This window comes from Rhizobium sp. Root1203, assembly GCF_001424945.1.
GTDB lineage: Bacteria > Pseudomonadota > Alphaproteobacteria > Rhizobiales > Rhizobiaceae > Rhizobium.
In genome coordinates, this window is record NZ_LMCW01000012.1 from 746555 (window position 1) to 764525 (window position 17971).

Here is a 17971-nt window from a genome sequence, read left to right on the forward strand (position 1 = left end):
TAAGACGACGCAATGAAATCGAAGACCCAAGGCTATATTTTCGTCCTCCTGGCGATCACCATCTTTTCCTTACAGGACGCCATCTCGAAGCACCTCGGCAGCGCCTACCCGCCGGTTTTCGTCACCATGATCCGCTATTGGGCCTTTGCGCTCTTTACAGTCCTGCTGGCATCGAAAATGCGAGGCGGACTATCTGCGACGGCACGCACCAAACGACCCGTGCTGCAGATCGTTCGCGGCCTCCTGCTCGCGGCTCAGGTCGTGGCGGTCATCAGTTGCTTCGCCGTCATCGGCCTCGCGCATTCGCAGGCGATCTTCTCCGCCACGCCAATTCTGATTGCGCTGCTTTCGATGCCTATTCTGGGCGAGCGGGTCGGGTGGCGCCGCTGGACCGCAATCTGCGCAGGCCTCATTGGGGTTTTGATGATCCTCAAGCCGGAAGGTGGATTCTTCGATCTCAAGCTGCTGCTTGCGATCCTGTCCTGCTTTCTCTTCGCCTTCTACGTCATTGCGACACGGCTCGTGAGCCGGGACGATTCGGCCATGACGAGCTTTTTCTATACGGGCGTCGTCGGCGGCGTCGCCATGACGCTCGTCGGCCCCTTCTATTGGACCTGGATGACCACACCGGACTGGGGATGGATGGCACTTGTGTGCATGACCAGCATCTCCAGCCACTACTTTCTCATCCGCGCCTACGACATGCTCGATGCAGCCGCCGTTCAGCCTCTGACATATCTGCAGTTGGTCTATGCCTCCATCATCGGCACGACAATCTACGGCGAGACGCTGAGCCTCAATACGATCATCGGTTCGCTGATCGTTGTCGGATCCGGCATCTTCACGATATGGCGCGAGCATGTCGTGGGTCGACGAAAATCAGCCTCGAGTTAAAGTGACTTTTTCTCAACATTAAGGACAATCGTGAAAGGATTCTCAATCTTTTCTGCCAATACTTCGCATCAGTTATCCTGTTGGGAGTAGTATGATGCACAATCTAAATATCATCACTCGCAAGGCCGATCGTAAACCTTGCCGTATATTCGGCAAGGTTCGCTACCTGAACAAGGAGGTGGATGCCCGCATTCTCGATATGTCGGTCACCGGCATGGCGGTCGAGATCAGGGCTCCATTGCATGCGGCATCGGGCAGCCGCGTGCAGATCCTCACCGAGGACGTCGGGACACTTCATGGCATCATCCGCTGGTGTCACAACGGGCGTCTGGGCATCCAGTTCGATCCGAACTCCAATGCCCGGGCTCAGGTTGCCTCGTACTTCCGTTTCTTCCACAAGGAAGTACGGCCGACACTGTCGCGTTAAGCGACTGTCATTTTGAGGGTTTACTCCTTCGCAGATCATCCTAATCTCGCCTTCGGGCCGGGCGATGCATGATTTTCGAAGGAGTTTTCATGTCTTCCATGCTTGATCTACCGCCGGTGAGCCGACGCTCGCTGCTGGCCGGAATCGCTGCTACCTCCGCTCTGGTGCTGCTGCATCCGTTCACCGCGCGTGCCGCCGCCAATCAGGCGCATCTGCGGCTGATGGAAACGACCGATATTCACGTCAACGTCTTTCCCTACGATTATTATGCCGACAAGCCGAACGACACGATGGGTCTGGCGCGCACGGCGACGATCATCGACAGCATTCGCGCGGAGGCGGCCAACTCGCTCTTGATCGACAACGGCGACGTGTTGCAGGGCAATCCGATGGGCGACTACATGGCCTATCAGCACGGAATGAAGGATGGCGACGTCCACCCCGTCATCAAGGCGATGAACACGCTCGGCTACACCGTCGGCACGCTTGGAAACCATGAGTTCAACTACGGCCTCGAATTCATGTTCAAGGTGCTGGCGGGCGCCAACTTCCCCTTCGTCTGTGCCAATCTGACCAAGGGCCAACTTGCCTCAGACCCGAAGCAGGACGAGCTTTTCTTCAAGCCCTACATCATCGTCGAGAAGATGATCAAGGACGGCGCCGGCAACGAGAGCCCGGTGAAAATCGGCTTCGTGGGTTTCGTGCCGCCCCAGATCATGCTCTGGGACATCAAGAATCTCGAGGGAAATGCGCAGACGCGCGATATCGTCGAGGCAGCCAGGGCTTGGGTTCCCGTGATGAAGGAAGAAGGGGCAGACATCGTCATCGCCCTCTCCCACTCCGGCATCGACGGCACGGCGCCGTCCGAAAAAATGGAAAACGCGTCCCTGCACCTGGCTGCGGTCGATGGCATCGACGCCATCTTTACCGGACACCAGCATCTCGTCTTCCCCGGACCGAAAACGTGGGACGACATCCCGAACGCTGATCCTGTCAAGGGCACGCTGCACGGTAAGCCCGCTGTCATGGCAGGTTTCTGGGGCTCGCATCTCGGCCTGATCGACCTTTTGCTGGAGAAGGACGGCAAGGGCTGGAAAATCGTCGATTTCACCTCGGAAGCGCGGCCTATCTACCACCGTGACGACAAGAAGAAAGTCGTCGCCGACGTGACGGACAACAGGGAGGTCGTCGACGCGGCCAAGGCCGAGCACGAGGCGACACTTGCCTATGTCCGCACGCCGGTCGGCAAGAGTTCCGCACCGCTCTACTCCTACTTCGCCCTGGTTGCGGACGACCCCTCCGTTCAGATCGTCTCACAGGCGCAGACCTGGTACATCAGACAGATGCTCGCGGACACGGAATTCAGGGATCTGCCGGTGCTCTCGGCTGCGGCGCCGTTCAAGGCCGGTGGACGCGGAGGGGCGGACTACTATACCGACGTTCCGGCCGGCGATATCGCCATCAGGAATGTAGCGGACCTCTACCTCTATCCGAACACCGTTCAGGCCGTCGTCATTTCAGGCGAGCAGGTGAGGAACTGGCTGGAAATGTCGGCTGGCATGTTCAACGAAGTGAAGCCGGGCTCCCAGGACGCCGATCTGTTGAACGACGAGTTTCCGTCCTACAACTACGACGTCATTGACGGCGTCACCTATCAGATCGACCTGTCGCAGCCGCGAAAATACGACAATGACGGAAAGGCGATCAATGCCGGTTCCAATCGCATCCAGAACCTGCAGTTCGACGGCAAACCGATCGACCCGCAGCAGAAATTCCTGGTGGTCACGAATAACTACCGCGCCGGCGGCGGCGGAAAATTCCCGGAGATCGCCGCGGACAAAGTGGTATTCCAGGCACCGGACACGAACCGAGACGTGATCGTGCGCTACGTTCACGAGCAAGGCACGATCAACCCTTCCGCCGACGGCAACTGGACATTCAAGCCATTGCCCGGAACGACGGCGACATTCCAGAGCGGCCCCAGGGCCAAGCAGTTTATCGCGGACGTCAAGGGCGCGAAGATAGAGGATGCCGGTGAAGGGAGCGATGGCTTCGCCAGGTTCAGGCTGATTCTGTAAGTCGATGTATACATATATAGCGAGGCGCCAGCGCCTCGCTATTCTGCAGCGAGCGGCATGTCGGGCGGGCGGAGCTCGCTCAGCGATGCTGTGAAGTCCGCATGGCTAGGGCATGCGGAAAGCCGGGACCTGAAAGCATCGATCATCCATGTGGCCGCCGGACCCGGCGGATTGGCGATCCGCCGCATGGCGTAGATTGGATATTCCCCCTGTTCATAGGCCTGAAGATCGAGATGGACCAGAGTGCCGCTCGCCAGATCGTCGCGTATGATTGACGCCGGTAACCCGCCCCAACCCAAGCCGCCCCGGATCAGCGCGTGCTTGGTCGCTATGTCGCTGACGCGCCAGGTCTTATAGGACAGCACGTTGAAGTCTCGCCCCTTCGTCAGACCGGATGCGTCGGTGACGACGAGCTGCACCTCCTCGCGGACATCGCCAAGAGTTAGCGGTCGATGGAACGCCGCCAGGGGATGATTGCGAGAAGCGACTGGCACCATGAAGGAATAGCCGATCTTCTCGACGATGATCGAATCGTCCTGCCTGAGTACCGCGCCGCCAATGCCGATCGTCGCCTTGCCGCTCAGCACCGCATCCATAACCATCCCGAGCTCTCCGACATTCAAGTTGAGCGCGACAGACGGGAACCTCTCCCTGAACTCTCTCAGCACATCGACCGTTGCCTGGGGCGGCACCATAACGCTGATCGCCACGGAAACCTCCGCCTCCAGCCCTTCCTTGAGGCTTTTCACACGCGCACGCATCACCTGCAAATCGATCAGCAACCGACGCGCATCCTCAAGCATGGCCTTGCCCGCTTCAGTCAGCTTCGGCTGGCGCGCCCCCGAACGTTCGAAGAGCTGCATTTCAAGCTGGGTCTCAAGGTTCGCAATCGTGTAGCTGATCACCGACTGGGCGCGGTTGAGCACGCGGGAGGCCGCTGAAAAGCTGCCTGTCTCGGCAACCGTCAGGAATACCTGCAACTGGTCCAAAGTAGGGTTCGGTAGCATCGTCCATCCAATCCATCGATAGATACGATCTACTTTATCCCAGTTTTTTCGATAGACAACCCGTCTTATCTGTTCACTCGAACCCCGGTCCAAACCTCCCAAACGGACCTCGAAAGCCACCGACGAGAGGAACAACAATCATGTCGTCCATCCTGCTTCTGACCTCCAGCCCCCGCGCTGAGTCTCTTTCGACCACTATTGCCTCGGACCTCGCAGGCAAGCTCAAGGCCCAGCAGCCAGGCAGCGTCGTGGTTCGCCGCGACCTCGCAGCCAACCCGCTTCCACATATCGACGATCTCTTCACGGCTGCCATCCGCAAGCCGGCAGACGCCCGTACTGCTCAGGAAGCGGAAGCAGTCAAGACGTCCGACGCACTCGTGGACGAACTGCTTGCAGCCGACACCATCGTCATCGGTACCGGCCTCATCAACTTCGGCATCTACTCGTCGTTGAAGACCTGGATCGACAACGTCGCGCGTGCCGGCCGTACCTTCACCTACACCGAAAACGGCCCAGTGGGCCTTGCCACGGGGAAAAAGGTCTACGTCGTTCTCGCCTCCGGCGGTGTCTATTCGCAAGGCCCGGCTGCGCCGATGAACCACGCGGTTCCCTACCTCAAATCGGTTCTCGGCTTCCTCGGCATCACCGACGTCGAGACCATCTATGTCGAAGGCCTCGCGTTCGGCCCTGAAGCTGCAGAGAAGGCGATCGGCGCTGCCAAGGCGCGCGCCGAAGAAATTGCGCTTGCGGCTTAATTTCCGATCCGCGTAGCAAGCTCGCGGGGCAACCGGTTATGCCGGCTGCCCCTTCTTTTGTTGCTCCGACGAGACGGCAGGCGAAAGGTCAGCCGACTACTGCGACCTCAGGACGGCCGACAACGCAGTTGCGGCCGATCTTTTTCGCCTGGTACAGCCGTTCGTCAGCAGCAGACAGTACCGTTGTGAAGCCGATCCCGTCCTCGTCTGCAGTAGCCACTCCAACACTCACCGTGACCGGCTTGCCGTCTGGAGTGCTGACGCTGCTGGCGATCGTCCAGCGCAATCGCTCTGCCAGGCGCAGGCCCTCGGCGTGATCGGTCGCGGGGCATATCGCCACGAACTCCTCACCACCGAAACGGAACATCCGATCGCTGGCACGCAGAATTGTGCCGAGACGTGCCGCAATTGCCTTGAGCACCTCATCGCCCTGCAGGTGGCCGAAGTGGTCGTTGACGTCCTTGAAATGATCGGCATCCAGAATGACGACGGTGACGGGCTGCCCCTGTCGCAAGGACTCGCGGATCATGGTCGGGGCCTCGAACTCCATGCGTGCACGGTCATAAAGCCCTGTCAGGACATCCCTACCCGTGCGGCTCAACAAATCGTGGTAGCGCTCCCGAAACGTCAGGTCGCTGAAGATGTCGCTGATCGGACGCGCGCTGGCGGCGACGGCACCACGGCGAATTCCGATCTCGTAGATTGCGAAGAGGGCCGTATAAATACAGACGGCAAGCATCTTCGCCTTCCATCCACCCCAGAAGGCATCGGCCGGTACGCCTGCAAAGTAGTACAGCGCGCCAAAGAAACCGATCTGGTCGAAGGTCAGGAGCGCGAAACCGCAGATCATGAACCGCAGGATGACCTTGTGCTTGAAATAACGGCCAAGTCGCTCGTAGAGCAGAATAATCCCGATCGAATCGAGATACAGAAGGGCCGTCCCCCAAACCATCAGCCAGCCCATCTCCCGCAAGAAATCGAAGTTGGGCGCCCTTCCCGGTGACAACGCGACTGGTGAATGCCATTGCAACAGCCAGGCTACGCCGACCGTCAGCAGATTACCGAGGAACAGTCCGTAGATGGGCTGGCGGACGACTGCCGCGTCCTCCTGCAGATACAGCATCAGGATCATCATCAGCTTGCCGGCAAAGAAGATGGACGAGCCCGGCGAGACGATGCCGAATGGTACGGACACATAGAAGACCGCCGCCAGATATGTCTCCATGAAATGCATGACGCCAAGCGCCGTCAGAAACATGCCCAGGCCAAGGCGGTAGCGAAAATGCAGCAATGTCACCATCAGTGTGAAATAGCCGACGGCTTCGATCACAAACAGCAGAAGATTGAGAGTTTCCATCAGCCGCTCCGCTCCCCGCCGTTGCTTTGCGACGCGGTCGCAGATCGATCGAGGTCACAGCCGAAAGCGCCCTCCTCGTCTATGGCCATAGCGGTCGTTATTTCGGTATCCTGACGCACAAAACAGTCCTGCGAAGCCTGCGGACAGCAAGAGTCGCTTCAATACTTTAAAATTGGATGAGTGAACGTCCACTTCAAACATGCGGACGTGCAGATTATCGCCTAAGGCAGCCGGTTGCCGTCAGACTTGGCGTACCTTGGCGCCGTCGCTGAAGAGCGATGAGCCATTCTGGTCGATGATCTGCTGCGCCTTGCGCACGGTGCATTCGACAGCATCGTCGGATGATGAAAACATGTCGGCTCGAATGAAATTGCGCACCAGAACGTCCTCGCCGATAGTCTTCTCGATGCGACCCGCCAGACGGTATTGGCCGCCTTCCTTCTGGGGCTCGGCATAGATCGTGCAGTCGCCATAAAGCTGTGGTTCCGCGGTTATGCCTGCTGCAGTGCCTGCTGGCTTTGCGCCGCCTGAGAACATCGAAAAAATGCTGGTGAATATCGAAGCCATAGTCCGCCTTTATCACGCCGGTTCGCGTCGTTAAAGTTAAATGATGAGGTTGGCGAGGATCTCGTTTTCGGTGATGTCCTCGAAGCCGATGCCAGCATTTTCAAAATTCTTGATCAGCTCAGCGAAATTTTCGGGCGCCTTGGATTCGATCCCGATCAGGACCGAGCCGAAGTTGCGAGCAGTCTTCTTCAAGTACTCGAAGCGAGCAATGTCGTCTTCAGTACCGAGAAGATTAAGGAAGTCGCGTAGCGCACCGGGCCGCTGCGGCATTCGCAGGATAAAATACTTTTTCAGGCCGGCGTAGCGCATGGCACGCTCCTTCACATCCGGCAACCGCTCGAAATCGAAGTTCCCCCCCGAGACGATCGCGACGATCGTTTTGCCTCGGATCGTTTGTGCATCCATGGCTGCGATAGCGGTCAGCGACAGCGCGCCGGCAGGCTCAAGCACGACGCCCTCGACGTTCAGCATCTCGCTGATCGTCACGCAGATCGCATTCTCAGGCATCAGCATGACCTGATCCGCCGGAAAGCCGCTGAGCGCCGCAAAGTTCAAATCGCCGATCCGCGCCACCGCGGCACCGTCCACAAAATTGTCGACCTTGGAAAGGGTCACGACTTCGCCGGCCTCGATGCTGCGCCTAAGGCTCGGCGCACCGGCGGGCTCGACAAAGACGAATCCGGCTTTCGGCACGATCCCATCGAGATAACCCGTGGTTCCCGCCGCCAGACCGCCGCCGCCAACAGGCATGACGACCATGTCCGGCAGGGTTCCCTCCGGCAACTGCTGGAGAATCTCCGCGGCGACGGTTGCCTGCCCCTCGATAATATCGGCGTGATCGAAGGGCGGCACCATGACGCCGTCGATAGCCTCGACGTGTTCACGCGCTGCCTTGTAGCACTGATCGAAGAAATCGCCTGTCAGCTTGATGGTGATGAACTCGGCGCCGAAAATACGCGTCTTGTCTATCTTCTGCTGCGGTGTCGTCACCGGCATGAACACAACACCTGGCACGCCGAAATGACGGCAGACGAATGCAAAGCCCTGCGCGTGATTGCCGGCGGAGGCGCAGACGAACGTTTTGCCGGCGGCACCTTCAGCGATAGCCTTGCGGAAAAAATTGAACGCGCCTCGAATTTTGTAGGATCGCACCGGCGACAGATCTTCGCGCTTCAGCCAGATATCGGCACCGTAGCGTGCGGAAAGGTGCTCGTTGAGTTGCAGCGGCGTTGCCGGAAAGAGGCTGCGGATCGACTCTTCGGCAGCTTCGACATCCTGTCTGGTCACGGTCTCGGTTCCTTGCTGTTACCGCGTTTCGCTATGGCATAGCCAGAGGGCCGAAAGAAGCCCATTTTCGGCACCAACCGTTCGGTGAACGAACACTTGCCGCAACACCATAGCAAAAACAGCGCCTGATAACGCAGTTGTGCGCTGTCAACGAAGCGTCACATCGCTTAGATAGCGGCATGATGATCAATAGACTTGCCAAACCGCTTGCCTGGTTTCTTCTCGCTGCGATTGTTTTCGTTACCGTTTCGCCGATCGGCCTGCGACCTCACACGGTCACGTCGGTCAATATCGACCGCGCCGTTGCCTATCTCCTTGTCGGCCTCGCCTTCGCTTTGGCCTACCCTCGGCACTGGATGACGGTGGCAACGCTCCTGGTCGTCGGCGCCGTCGCCATCGAGTATATGCAATACCTGTCGCCAACACGACACGCGCGCTTGCATGACGCGGCGGTGAAGGCCGTCGGCGCATCCTTCGGCGTGCTGACCGGCTGCATGCTCAACCGCTTCCGTCCGCTCAAGCCGACTGAACTGCGCACGGCAGGCGCCGCAACAGATGCCCTTGACTGAATCGCTGCAGTCGTTGAAGGAGAAGGCTGCGCGGGCGTGGCGAAACTGGTAGACGCAAGGGACTTAAAATCCCTCGGAGCAATCTGTGCGGGTTCGACCCCCGCCGCCCGCACCAGCCCTGCAGCGAAAATCTCCTACCGGTCGCGCACGGGCGCGCTTTAGCTGTGACAAGCCGGCGTGCCCGCAACAAGATCGCTTTATTACAACGTGAGAATGTGTTTGTATGCCACGGCCAGAGAAGCTGCGGTTTTTGGCGTGTAATTAGTAAAACTTGTCTTGTGGGAGTAAGGCGATGGTTTACGATTGGGATGGCGCGAAAACCCGGCGCCTCAGGCTATTTCGAGCAGGCACGGCATTCTTGATTGCTCTTGCGGTATTCGGTGTACCGCTGCTTTTCTACACCGCAAAATTCCACGGACTCTACGGCTGACGCGCTGCGATAGAAAAAGCGCGACCGAAGGGCCGCGCTCAAACTTATGCGATATCCGAATTAAGCCAGCTTTGCCGCGATCTTGGCGACGTGGGCGCCCTGATACTTGGCTGCCTCCAGCTCGATTGCCGACGGCTGGCGCGAGCCGTCACCGTTGGTGATCGTGGATGCGCCGTAGGGCGAGCCGCCCTTGACTTCTTCCGTACCCATCTGGCCTTGGAAAGCATAGGGCAGACCGACAACGACCATGCCCTGATGGAGGAAGGTCGGGATGAAGCCGAGAATGGTGGATTCCTGACCGCCGTGCTGCGTCGCAGAGGAGGTGAAGGTCGAGCCGATCTTGCCGACCAGCTTTCCAGCGAACCAGAGGCCGCCCGTCTGATCCCAGAAATTGCGCATCTGCGAAGCGACCGTACCGAAGCGGGTGCCAGCGCCGACAATGATCGCATCGTATTCGACCAGTTCATCGACTGTGGCGATGGGAGCGGCCTGATCCATCTTGAAGTGGGATGACTTTGCAACCTCTTCCGGAACAAGCTCCGGTACGCGTTTGACGACAACCTCGGCTCCCGCCGACTTCGCGCCTTCGGCAACGGCGTAGGCCATCGTTTCAATGTGACCGTATGACGAATAGTAGAGTACCAGAACCTTAGCCATTTTCGCAGTTTCCTTCTTCTGTGGTGTGGAGGGCGCCGGGGTCGGCGCGCCGAATAGAATCCGTTTGATGAACTCGGGTATCATGAATAATGCCTCGAAACGCACGGTGCGCTGAGGCAATAGCTATCCCAGCGGATGGCAGGCGGCCAGCCGCGCCAACGGAAACGGACTGTTCAATCAAATTGCACGTTTCCGGACTTGCATTCACTTTTTCGCCAGTCGACGCACGGGCTTCCCGTCTGCCCTATTTGATATAAGTTCGCTCCCGAACAACGAGAAAAGACAGAGACCTGCAATGACCCAACAGATTGTGACTGCAGCCATTCTTGCCATCGGCGACGAACTTCTTTCCGGTCGCACCAAAGACAAGAACATCGGCCATCTCGCCGACATGCTGCTTCTGGCCGGTATCGACCTCAAGGAAGTTCGGATCGTCGGCGATGAGGAAGATGCCATTGTCGACGCTCTCAATGCCCTGCGCACGCAGTACGATTATGTCTTCACCTCCGGTGGCATTGGACCGACGCACGACGATATTACTGCGGATGCGGTTTCCAGGGCGTTCGGCGTCGCCTGCGAATACAACGACGAGGCTATGACCCTGCTCGGCGGCATGTACAAGCGCCGTGAACTGGAATTTACCGAGGCACGCAAGCGCATGGCACGCATGCCTGTCGGGGCGCGTCATATTCCCAATCCTGTGTCGACGGCTCCGGGGTTTGTCATCGGCAACGTGCATGTCATGGCAGGCGTGCCGCAGGTGTTCCAGGCAATGGTCGACGCAGTCATCCCTACTCTGCGCACCGGGACGCGCGTCCTTTCGCTGGCGATTTCCTGCCCTTATGGTGAGGGGGATATAGGAACGCCGCTCGCCGCGATCCAAAAGGCTCACCCAGACACGAGCATCGGCTCCTATCCGCGCTATGTCGGCCAGAAATTCTCGACCGAGATTGTCGTTCGCGGCCGCTCACAGGATGCCATCGACGCTGCAGGCGCAGACGTTCAGGCTATGATCGAAGCCATTCGCCTGGGGCGGGAAACGCTCGAAAATCACTCTGCGGAGGCATAGACTTCCTCTCGCCGTCACCCACTCATGATCTGCATCAAGGAAACAACCGCCTGCAACGAGCATTGCTTATCTTAGAGCCGATTTTATCCGCACGAGGAGAAACACATGTCCTACAAAACGATTCTGGCCATTCTCGATACCACCGACAACTGCAGCGCCGTCGCGGATTTTGCCTTCGCCATCGCGGCTGAGACCAACGCGCACGTGATCGGCCTGCATGCGGAGACAATCGCCGTCGTGCCGCTTGTCGCACCGATGGAGATACCCGATCCGGTCGCGGTTCAGGCCCTGCAGGATATGGCGCATGCCGAGACGGTCGAGATCGAGCGGATTGTCCGCCGGAAGGCAGAGCTGGAAGGTGTCTCTTTCGAATGGCGCAGCTTCACCTCGTCAGCCGGCTACGGCTCAGCACCGCTGATCGAAAGCGCCCGCAGCTCCGATCTGCTGATTGCCTCCCAGGCCGACCCCGCAAAACCATCGGACAGTCACGTGGATGTGGACAATTTTCTTCTGGACAGCGGTCGCCCCGTCCTGATGATTCCCTTCACCATCCGCAAACCCAAGCCGATCAAGCGTGTCCTCATTGCATGGAACGGTTCGAAAGAGGCGGCGCGTGCGACGTTCGACGCCCTTCCAATCCTGAAGGCGGCCGACGAAGTGGAGGTTTTTTCCGTCGATCCGGTGGACAACGCGCTGCAATCGGCCGCGGTCGCCGGGGCGGAAATTGCGGCAACCCTCGCCCGCCACGGCGTGAAAGCAACGCTAGCGACTGCCGTAAGCCAGGACAAGCATGCCGCTACCGTCATAGAAAACCGTCTCTCGGACAGCAGCATCGATCTGCTCGTCATGGGCGCCTACACGCATTCGCGGCTATGGCAGATGATTTTCGGCGGCACGACGAAGAGCCTGCTCCAATCGATGACGGCCCTGACGCTGCTGTCGCGATAAGATGTGCGGAGGGCTTGCGTTTCACAGCCAAATTCCGCTAATTGCGACGACCGACGACGAGCTTCGGCCTCGGTCCCTCCATCGCGCAGTTTCGGCTGCGCGATTTGCGTTTGACAGAGTGCGTGGAAGAGCGTCCGGCCGCCGGCAAACGGCGTGTCATTATTCATGCCGCGGAGCAAGCTCATGTCCCTTCCTGATAAAGCCTTTCCTGTTTCCTGGGATCAGTTCCACCGTGACGCGCGGGCGCTGGCCTGGCGTCTTGCCGGCCTCAAGCGCGACTTCAAGGCCATCGTCTGCATTACACGCGGCGGCCTCGTTCCGGCCGCCATCATCTCTCGCGAATTGAACATTCGCCTGATCGAAACCGTGTGTGTCGCCTCCTACCACGACTACGTGAACCAGGGAGAGATGATGCTTCTGAAGGGGATCGCATCGGAGCTGGTGGCCGACGGCGGCGAAAGCGTTCTGGTCATTGACGATCTTACCGATACCGGCAAAACCGCGTCCGAAGTTCGCACGCTGCTGCCAAAGGCGCACTTCGCCTGCGTCTACGCCAAGCCCCAGGGCGTTCCGACCATCGATACCTTTGTGACGGAGGTGAGCCAGGATACCTGGATCTATTTCCCGTGGGACATGGGCTTCACCTATCAGGAGCCGATTGCCAAGGGCGACCGGGGCTGACCTGACGTATGGATCAGGATTGGTGCAACCATAAATTGTGCCAATCTTTGTTTACTAATATCTCGAATTCCGCTGTCCGGCTACCGCGGTCCGACCTAATATAGAACAGAGGGGTGGTGCTTGACCTACCGGTCTGACACCATCGTGCAAAAGCAAGGTCGCAGACGCGACGCTGGAATAAATATGGTCTGTTGGCGATTCGTCGGCATTGTTGCGACTTTGGGTTTTGGTGCTCAACTGTATCCCTGCAGCGTTTCCGCCGAGCCCGCTTATGTCTCCATCGTGCGGGAATACGTCGAGAAGCGTATCAAGCCGATCTTCTCCGAGCCGATTGTACGGAATGCCATCACTGCGCAGAACGGTAGGTTGGGCGACGTCAGCGAGATGGACATCCGGGTGCTGGACAACACCTACCGCTCGGAAATCCAGACCGGCAAATTGCAGATGGCGGTGCAGCTGCTCAGCAATCCGGTGTCGCTCTATCTCAAGTCGAAGCAAGATCAGTCGCAGGGAACAATTGTCGAGATGTTCGTGACCGATCGCCGCGGTCTCAATGTCGCCCAGAGCACCATCACCACCGATTACTGGCAAGGCGACGAAGATAAATTCCTTAAGACGATTGCGAAAGGGTCGGACGACATCTTCATCGACCGTGCAGAACGCGACGATGTCACGCAATTGCTGCAGACGCAGGCAAGTTTCATGATCCGCGGGGAGGACGGAACGCCCATCGGCATAGCAACGGTGACCATCGCAATCGATGCTCTTTGAGCAAACTGGCACCAACGAATCGGCATGCGCATTTGGACCGCAAACGCCACCGGCAAAATCCGCAAAACAGAGTAATTTTATCGCCTTTTCGGATCTGGCTTCCGCATTGGGCGACAAACCATTGAAATTCTTGCACGACTCGCTTTTCCCCAGTCTCCACAGGGTGATCCACAATATCTTGTGGTGAACACTTCCTTAAGAACCACCCCTTGACGGAATCGTCTCTTTTCAACTTAATGGGATCCGATGTTGCGGCGGCAGCTGGACCGGAAACAACGAGGCCGGTTCTCATCAAAAATCGAGCGTAGAATCAGGGCGTTGCATCCATGATGGGATGACCGCTGCGAGGGGCTTTGTGCGCGATCTTTGATCTGTAAAAAGCGACATCCGGGGCTGGCGAAATTAAGCTGTTAATACTATATTTAGTGTTTGCAGCCACCATCACCACAAGATACAGGATGAGCATCTCCGGATGACACGCCTGTGACGGTACGGAAACGAGAACTGGCTGCGCCCTTACCGGCGAGGCCGGACGTGGAAACTTGCGCCTTGGTCGACGGGGATGGGGCGCGCGAGCTAGAGGTTAAGGCACATGCGCATAGAACGCCGTTTTACGAAGGCAGATCAGGGCGCTTACGCGGCTATTGAATTCCGCAAGGCAACCAGCGAGATCAAGAACCCAGACGGTTCGATCGTATTCCGCCTCGAGAACATCGACGTTCCTGCGCAGTTTTCGCAGGTCGCGGCCGACATCCTGGCGCAGAAGTATTTCCGCAAGGCAGGCGTTCCAGCCAGGCTCAAGAAGATCGAGGAAAACGACGTTCCTTCCTTCCTATGGCGTTCGGTTGCCGATGAAGCTGCACTGAAGGAGCTGCCGAAGGAGCAGCAGTACGGGTCGGAAACAGATGCCCGCCAGGTCTTCGACCGCCTTGCCGGCACATGGACCTACTGGGGCTGGAAGGGCGGCTATTTCTCCTCCGAGGAAGATGCGTCGGCTTTCCGCGACGAACTCGCCTACATGCTCGCAACGCAGCGCGTCGCTCCGAACTCACCGCAGTGGTTCAACACCGGCATGCACTGGGCCTACGGCATCGACGGCCCCGGCCAGGGCCATTTCTATGTCGACCCCTTCACCGGCAAGCTGACAAAGTCGAAGTCGGCCTACGAACACCCGCAGCCGCACGCCTGCTTCATTCAGTCCGTCGAAGACGATCTCGTCAATGAAGGCGGCATCATGGACCTCTGGGTTCGCGAGGCACGCCTCTTCAAGTACGGCTCGGGCACCGGCTCCAATTTCTCCTATCTTCGCGGCGAAGGCGAAAAGCTCTCGGGCGGCGGCCGTTCCTCCGGTCTGATGAGCTTCCTGAAGATCGGCGACCGTGCAGCCGGCGCCATCAAGTCGGGCGGCACGACGCGCCGTGCCGCCAAGATGGTGGTCGTCGATATCGACCATCCCGACATCGAGGAATACATCAACTGGAAGGTGAAGGAAGAGCAGAAGGTCGCGGCTCTCGTCACCGGTTCGAAGGTCGTCGCAAAGCATCTGAAGGCGATCATGAAGGCCTGCGTCAACTGCGAAGGCGGCGACGATGGCGATTGCTACGACCCGAACAAGAACCCTGCGCTGAAGCGCGAGATCCGCGCTGCCAAGAAGGACCAGGTTCCGGAAAACTATATCGGCCGCGTCATCCAGTTCGCCCGCCAGGGCTACAAGGACCTCGAATTCAAGACTTACGACACCGACTGGGATTCGGAAGCCTACCTCACGGTATCGGGTCAGAACTCCAACAACTCGGTCTCGATCAAGGACGACTTCCTGCGCGCTGTCGAAAATGACGGCGACTGGAACCTGACCGCCCGCAAGGACGGCAAGGTCATGAAGACCCTGAAGGCCCGCGACCTCTGGGAGTCCATCTCCTACGCCGCCTGGGCTTCCGCTGACCCGGGCCTGCACTTCAACACGACGATGAACGACTGGCACACCAGCCCGGCAGAAGGCCCGATCCGCGCCTCCAACCCGTGCTCGGAATACATGTTCCTCGACGACACGGCCTGCAACCTTGCTTCGCTGAACCTCCTGCAGTTCAAGGACGCGGCGACGAAGCGCATCAACATCACCGACTACGAACACGCCGTTCGCCTGTGGACGGTCGTTCTCGAAGTGTCGGTGATGATGGCGCAGTTCCCGTCGCGCCAGATTGCCGAACGCTCCTACGAATACCGGACGCTCGGCCTCGGCTATGCCAACATCGGCGGCCTCCTGATGTCTTCGGGCATTCCTTATGACAGCGACGAAGCCCGTGCGATTGCCGGTTCTCTGACGGCCATCATGACGGGTGTCGCCTATGCGACCTCGGCCGAAATGGCCTCCGAACTCGGCCCGTTCAAGAACTTCGCTCCGAACCGCGAGAGCATGCTGCGCGTCATGCGCAACCATCGCCGCGCGGCCTACGGCGAGACGACTGGCTACGAAGGCCTGTCGATCAATCCAGTCGCGCTGATCCACTCCGAAAACCCGGACCAGGATCTGGTTTCCCATGCCAAGGCTGCCTGGGACAAGGCAATTGAACTCGGCGAGAAGCACGGCTTCCGCAATGCCCAGGCAACCGTGATCGCGCCGACCGGCACGATCGGCCTTGTCATGGATTGCGATACGACCGGCATCGAACCCGACTTCGCTCTGGTGAAGTTCAAGAAGCTCGCCGGCGGCGGCTACTTCAAGATCATCAACCGCGCCGTTCCCGAAGCGCTTCGCACGCTCGGCTATTCGGAAAGCCAGATCGCCGAGATTGAAGCTTATGCTGTCGGCCACGGCAACCTGAACCAGGCACCGGCCGTCAATCCCGGGTCACTGAAGGCAAAGGGCTTTACCGACGAGAAGATCGAGGCCGTCAACGGCGCGCTGAAACAGGCGTTCGACATCAAGTTCGTCTTCAACCAGTGGACGCTCGGCACCGACTTCCTGAAGAACACGCTCGGCGTCACCGACGAACAGCTCGGCGACATGAGCTTCAACCTGCTCGACCATCTCGGCTTCGCCAAGAAGGACATCGAGGCTGCAAACGTCCATGTTTGCGGCGCGATGACGCTGGAAGGCGCGCCGTTCCTGAGGCAGGAACATCTCGCGGTGTTCGATTGCGCCAACCCCTGCGGCAAGATCGGCAAGCGTTACCTCTCGGTCGATAGCCACATCCGCATGATGGCGGCTGCCCAGCCGTTCATCTCGGGTGCTATTTCCAAGACCATCAACATGCCGAACGATGCGACGGTCGACGATTGCAAGAGCGCCTACATGCTCTCCTGGAAGCTCGGCCTGAAGGCAAACGCGCTCTACCGCGACGGCTCCAAGCTGTCGCAGCCTCTGAACGCCTCGCTGATCGAAGACGACAACGACGAGGATGCTTTGGACGATCTGCTGCAGCAGCCGGTCGCCGCCCAGGCCGTCACCATCACCGAGAAGATCATCGAGCGCGTGGTCGAGCGCGTCACCCGCGAACGCGAGAAGCTGCCGAACCGCCGTCAGGGTTACACCCAGAAGGCCGCCGTCGGCGGACACAAGGTGTATCTGCGCACCGGCGAATTCGGCGACGGCCGCATTGGCGAGATCTTCATCGACATGCACAAGGAAGGTGCGGCGTTCCGTGCGATGATGAACAACTTCGCCATCGCCATCTCCCTTGGCCTGCAGTACGGCGTACCGCTCGAAGAATACGTGGAGGCCTTCACTTTCACCAAGTTCGAACCCGCCGGCGTGGTCATCGGCAACGATGCGATCAAGAACGCCACGTCGATCCTCGACTACGTGTTCCGCGAGCTTGCCGTCTCCTATCTCGGCCGCCACGATCTCGCGCACGTGGATACGTCGGATTTCTCGAACACGGCGCTCGGCAAGGGCATCCAGGAAGGCAAGACCAATCTCGTCTCCACCGGCTGGACCCGCGGCTACAAGCCGACCCTGGTCTCTGGCAACGAGCGCCAGGCCTCGGGCGAGCCGAAGGGCTCCGCCACCGCAGCCCCTGCCCGCGCCTCCTCCGGCGGAACGGTCACGCCGTTTGCCGGAAACGCCGCCCGCAAGCTGGAGACAACAGTCGCCATCTCGACCTCCGAAATCGTCGCCTTCAAGCGCGACTACGAGGAACGCGCCAAGGAACTGGCGGAAGAGATCGCTGAAGAAGTAAGCGAAGAGATCGCAACCGAAACCCAGCAGCAGGCAACCGCCCTGTTCTCCGACAAGGCAGCCGCCGACGCCGCATCGGCCAAGACGGAAGCCAAGAAGCTCGAATCCGAACGCCGGGCGCGCTCGATCATGCAGGGCTACACCGGCAATATGTGCTCTGAGTGCCAGAACTTCACAATGGTGCGGAACGGCACCTGCGAAAAGTGCGACACATGCGGCAGCACAAGTGGTTGCTCTTGAGCAGTGGGACTGGGGGCGGCTGAATGGGCTACGAACAAAAGTCACTGGCACCGGGTT

The 17971-nt window shown here is 59.0% G+C and carries 15 protein-coding genes and 1 tRNA gene; 11 read left to right on the plus strand and 5 right to left on the minus strand.

The features are described 5' to 3' along the window. Positions 1-12 precede the first annotated feature (12 nt). From ASC97_RS14325 to ASC97_RS14335, 3 genes are all read left to right on the plus strand, one after another. Complete coding sequence (locus ASC97_RS14325; protein WP_057468973.1) at positions 13-894, plus strand: DMT family transporter; 882 nt, start codon at positions 13-15, stop codon at positions 892-894. Positions 895-988: 94 nt separating this feature from the next. Then, complete coding sequence (locus ASC97_RS14330; protein WP_244481462.1) at positions 989-1321, plus strand: PilZ domain-containing protein; 333 nt, start codon at positions 989-991, stop codon at positions 1319-1321. Positions 1322-1410: 89 nt separating this feature from the next. After that, entirely contained in the window at positions 1411-3399 is a 1989-nt protein-coding gene (locus ASC97_RS14335; protein WP_057469370.1) for a bifunctional 2',3'-cyclic-nucleotide 2'-phosphodiesterase/3'-nucleotidase, read from the plus strand. Between the two features lie 38 nt (positions 3400-3437). On the opposite strand, the gene ASC97_RS14340 is transcribed toward ASC97_RS14335, so the two are convergent. Further along, positions 3438-4406 carry a LysR family transcriptional regulator gene (locus ASC97_RS14340; protein WP_057468974.1) on the minus strand — a complete coding sequence of 323 codons (969 nt, stop codon included), beginning with the start codon at positions 4404-4406 and terminating at the stop codon, positions 3438-3440. 140 nt (positions 4407-4546) lie between these two features. Here ASC97_RS14340 and ASC97_RS14345 point away from each other — a divergent pair, with 140 nt between their 5' ends. Then, positions 4547-5161: an FMN-dependent NADH-azoreductase gene (locus ASC97_RS14345; RefSeq protein ID WP_057468975.1), complete on the plus strand. Its 615-nt coding sequence runs from the start codon at positions 4547-4549 to the stop codon at positions 5159-5161. Between the two features lie 88 nt (positions 5162-5249). Here ASC97_RS14345 and ASC97_RS14350 read toward each other — a convergent pair whose 3' ends face one another. The 3 genes from ASC97_RS14350 to ilvA form a co-directional block, all read right to left on the minus strand. After that, positions 5250-6521, minus strand: coding sequence for a GGDEF domain-containing protein (locus ASC97_RS14350; RefSeq protein WP_200959480.1), 1272 nt, complete (start codon positions 6519-6521; stop codon positions 5250-5252). 237 nt (positions 6522-6758) lie between these two features. Then, positions 6759-7085, minus strand: a complete 327-nt coding sequence (locus tag ASC97_RS14355) for an HlyU family transcriptional regulator (protein ID WP_057468977.1) — start codon at positions 7083-7085, stop codon at positions 6759-6761. 36 nt (positions 7086-7121) lie between these two features. Next, positions 7122-8372, minus strand: a complete 1251-nt coding sequence (gene ilvA / locus ASC97_RS14360) for a threonine ammonia-lyase (protein ID WP_057468978.1) — start codon at positions 8370-8372, stop codon at positions 7122-7124. A gap of 179 nt (positions 8373-8551) precedes the next feature. On the opposite strand from ilvA, the gene ASC97_RS14365 reads away from it, so the two are divergent. Both ASC97_RS14365 and ASC97_RS14370 read left to right on the plus strand, forming a co-directional pair. After that, positions 8552-8941 (plus strand): antibiotic resistance protein VanZ, encoded by a 390-nt coding sequence (locus tag ASC97_RS14365; RefSeq protein ID WP_057468979.1) that lies wholly within the window; start codon positions 8552-8554, stop codon positions 8939-8941. Between the two features lie 30 nt (positions 8942-8971). Further along, positions 8972-9056: transfer RNA gene (locus ASC97_RS14370), tRNA-Leu, on the plus strand. Between the two features lie 375 nt (positions 9057-9431). Here the strand turns inward: ASC97_RS14370 and wrbA are convergent. Beyond that, complete coding sequence (gene wrbA, locus ASC97_RS14375) at positions 9432-10028, minus strand: NAD(P)H:quinone oxidoreductase type IV (protein ID WP_057469371.1); 597 nt, start codon at positions 10026-10028, stop codon at positions 9432-9434. A gap of 295 nt (positions 10029-10323) precedes the next feature. Between wrbA and ASC97_RS14380 the strand changes: the two genes are divergently transcribed. The 5 genes from ASC97_RS14380 (at position 10324) to ASC97_RS14400 (ending at position 17914) form a co-directional block, all read left to right on the plus strand. Then, complete coding sequence (locus ASC97_RS14380; protein WP_057468980.1) at positions 10324-11097, plus strand: competence/damage-inducible protein A; 774 nt, start codon at positions 10324-10326, stop codon at positions 11095-11097. Between the two features lie 105 nt (positions 11098-11202). Continuing rightward, the gene (locus ASC97_RS14385) at positions 11203-12045 is read left to right on the plus strand and encodes a universal stress protein (protein WP_057468981.1); all 843 of its coding nucleotides are present in this window, start codon (positions 11203-11205) and stop codon (positions 12043-12045) included. Between the two features lie 183 nt (positions 12046-12228). Further along, positions 12229-12726, plus strand: a complete 498-nt coding sequence (gpt, locus tag ASC97_RS14390) for a xanthine phosphoribosyltransferase (protein WP_057468982.1) — start codon at positions 12229-12231, stop codon at positions 12724-12726. Positions 12727-12909: 183 nt separating this feature from the next. Next, the gene (locus ASC97_RS14395) at positions 12910-13497 is read left to right on the plus strand and encodes a PDC sensor domain-containing protein (RefSeq protein WP_057468983.1); all 588 of its coding nucleotides are present in this window, start codon (positions 12910-12912) and stop codon (positions 13495-13497) included. Between the two features lie 592 nt (positions 13498-14089). Beyond that, positions 14090-17914 carry a vitamin B12-dependent ribonucleotide reductase gene (locus ASC97_RS14400; protein ID WP_057468984.1) on the plus strand — a complete coding sequence of 1275 codons (3825 nt, stop codon included), beginning with the start codon at positions 14090-14092 and terminating at the stop codon, positions 17912-17914. The last annotated feature ends 57 nt before the right edge of the window (positions 17915-17971 follow it).

Excerpts from the sequence above, each read along its gene's own strand:
- ASC97_RS14385 (WP_057468981.1), top strand. The coding sequence starts at position 11,203 with ATGTCCTACAAAACGATTCTGGCCATTCTCGATACCACCGACAACTGC.
- ASC97_RS14335 (WP_057469370.1), top strand. The coding sequence starts at position 1,411 with ATGTCTTCCATGCTTGATCTACCGCCGGTGAGCCGACGCTCGCTGCTG.
- ASC97_RS14400 (WP_057468984.1), top strand. The coding sequence starts at position 14,090 with ATGCGCATAGAACGCCGTTTTACGAAGGCAGATCAGGGCGCTTACGCG.
- ASC97_RS14325 (WP_057468973.1), top strand. The coding sequence starts at position 13 with ATGAAATCGAAGACCCAAGGCTATATTTTCGTCCTCCTGGCGATCACC.
- ASC97_RS14380 (WP_057468980.1), top strand. The coding sequence starts at position 10,324 with ATGACCCAACAGATTGTGACTGCAGCCATTCTTGCCATCGGCGACGAA.
- gpt (WP_057468982.1), top strand. The coding sequence starts at position 12,229 with ATGTCCCTTCCTGATAAAGCCTTTCCTGTTTCCTGGGATCAGTTCCAC.
- ASC97_RS14355 (WP_057468977.1), bottom strand. The coding sequence starts at position 7,085 with ATGGCTTCGATATTCACCAGCATTTTTTCGATGTTCTCAGGCGGCGCA.
- ASC97_RS14365 (WP_057468979.1), top strand. The coding sequence starts at position 8,552 with ATGATGATCAATAGACTTGCCAAACCGCTTGCCTGGTTTCTTCTCGCT.
- ASC97_RS14345 (WP_057468975.1), top strand. The coding sequence starts at position 4,547 with ATGTCGTCCATCCTGCTTCTGACCTCCAGCCCCCGCGCTGAGTCTCTT.
- ASC97_RS14340 (WP_057468974.1), bottom strand. The coding sequence starts at position 4,406 with ATGCTACCGAACCCTACTTTGGACCAGTTGCAGGTATTCCTGACGGTT.
- ASC97_RS14395 (WP_057468983.1), top strand. The coding sequence starts at position 12,910 with ATGGTCTGTTGGCGATTCGTCGGCATTGTTGCGACTTTGGGTTTTGGT.
- ASC97_RS14330 (WP_244481462.1), top strand. The coding sequence starts at position 989 with ATGCACAATCTAAATATCATCACTCGCAAGGCCGATCGTAAACCTTGC.
- wrbA (WP_057469371.1), bottom strand. The coding sequence starts at position 10,028 with ATGGCTAAGGTTCTGGTACTCTACTATTCGTCATACGGTCACATTGAA.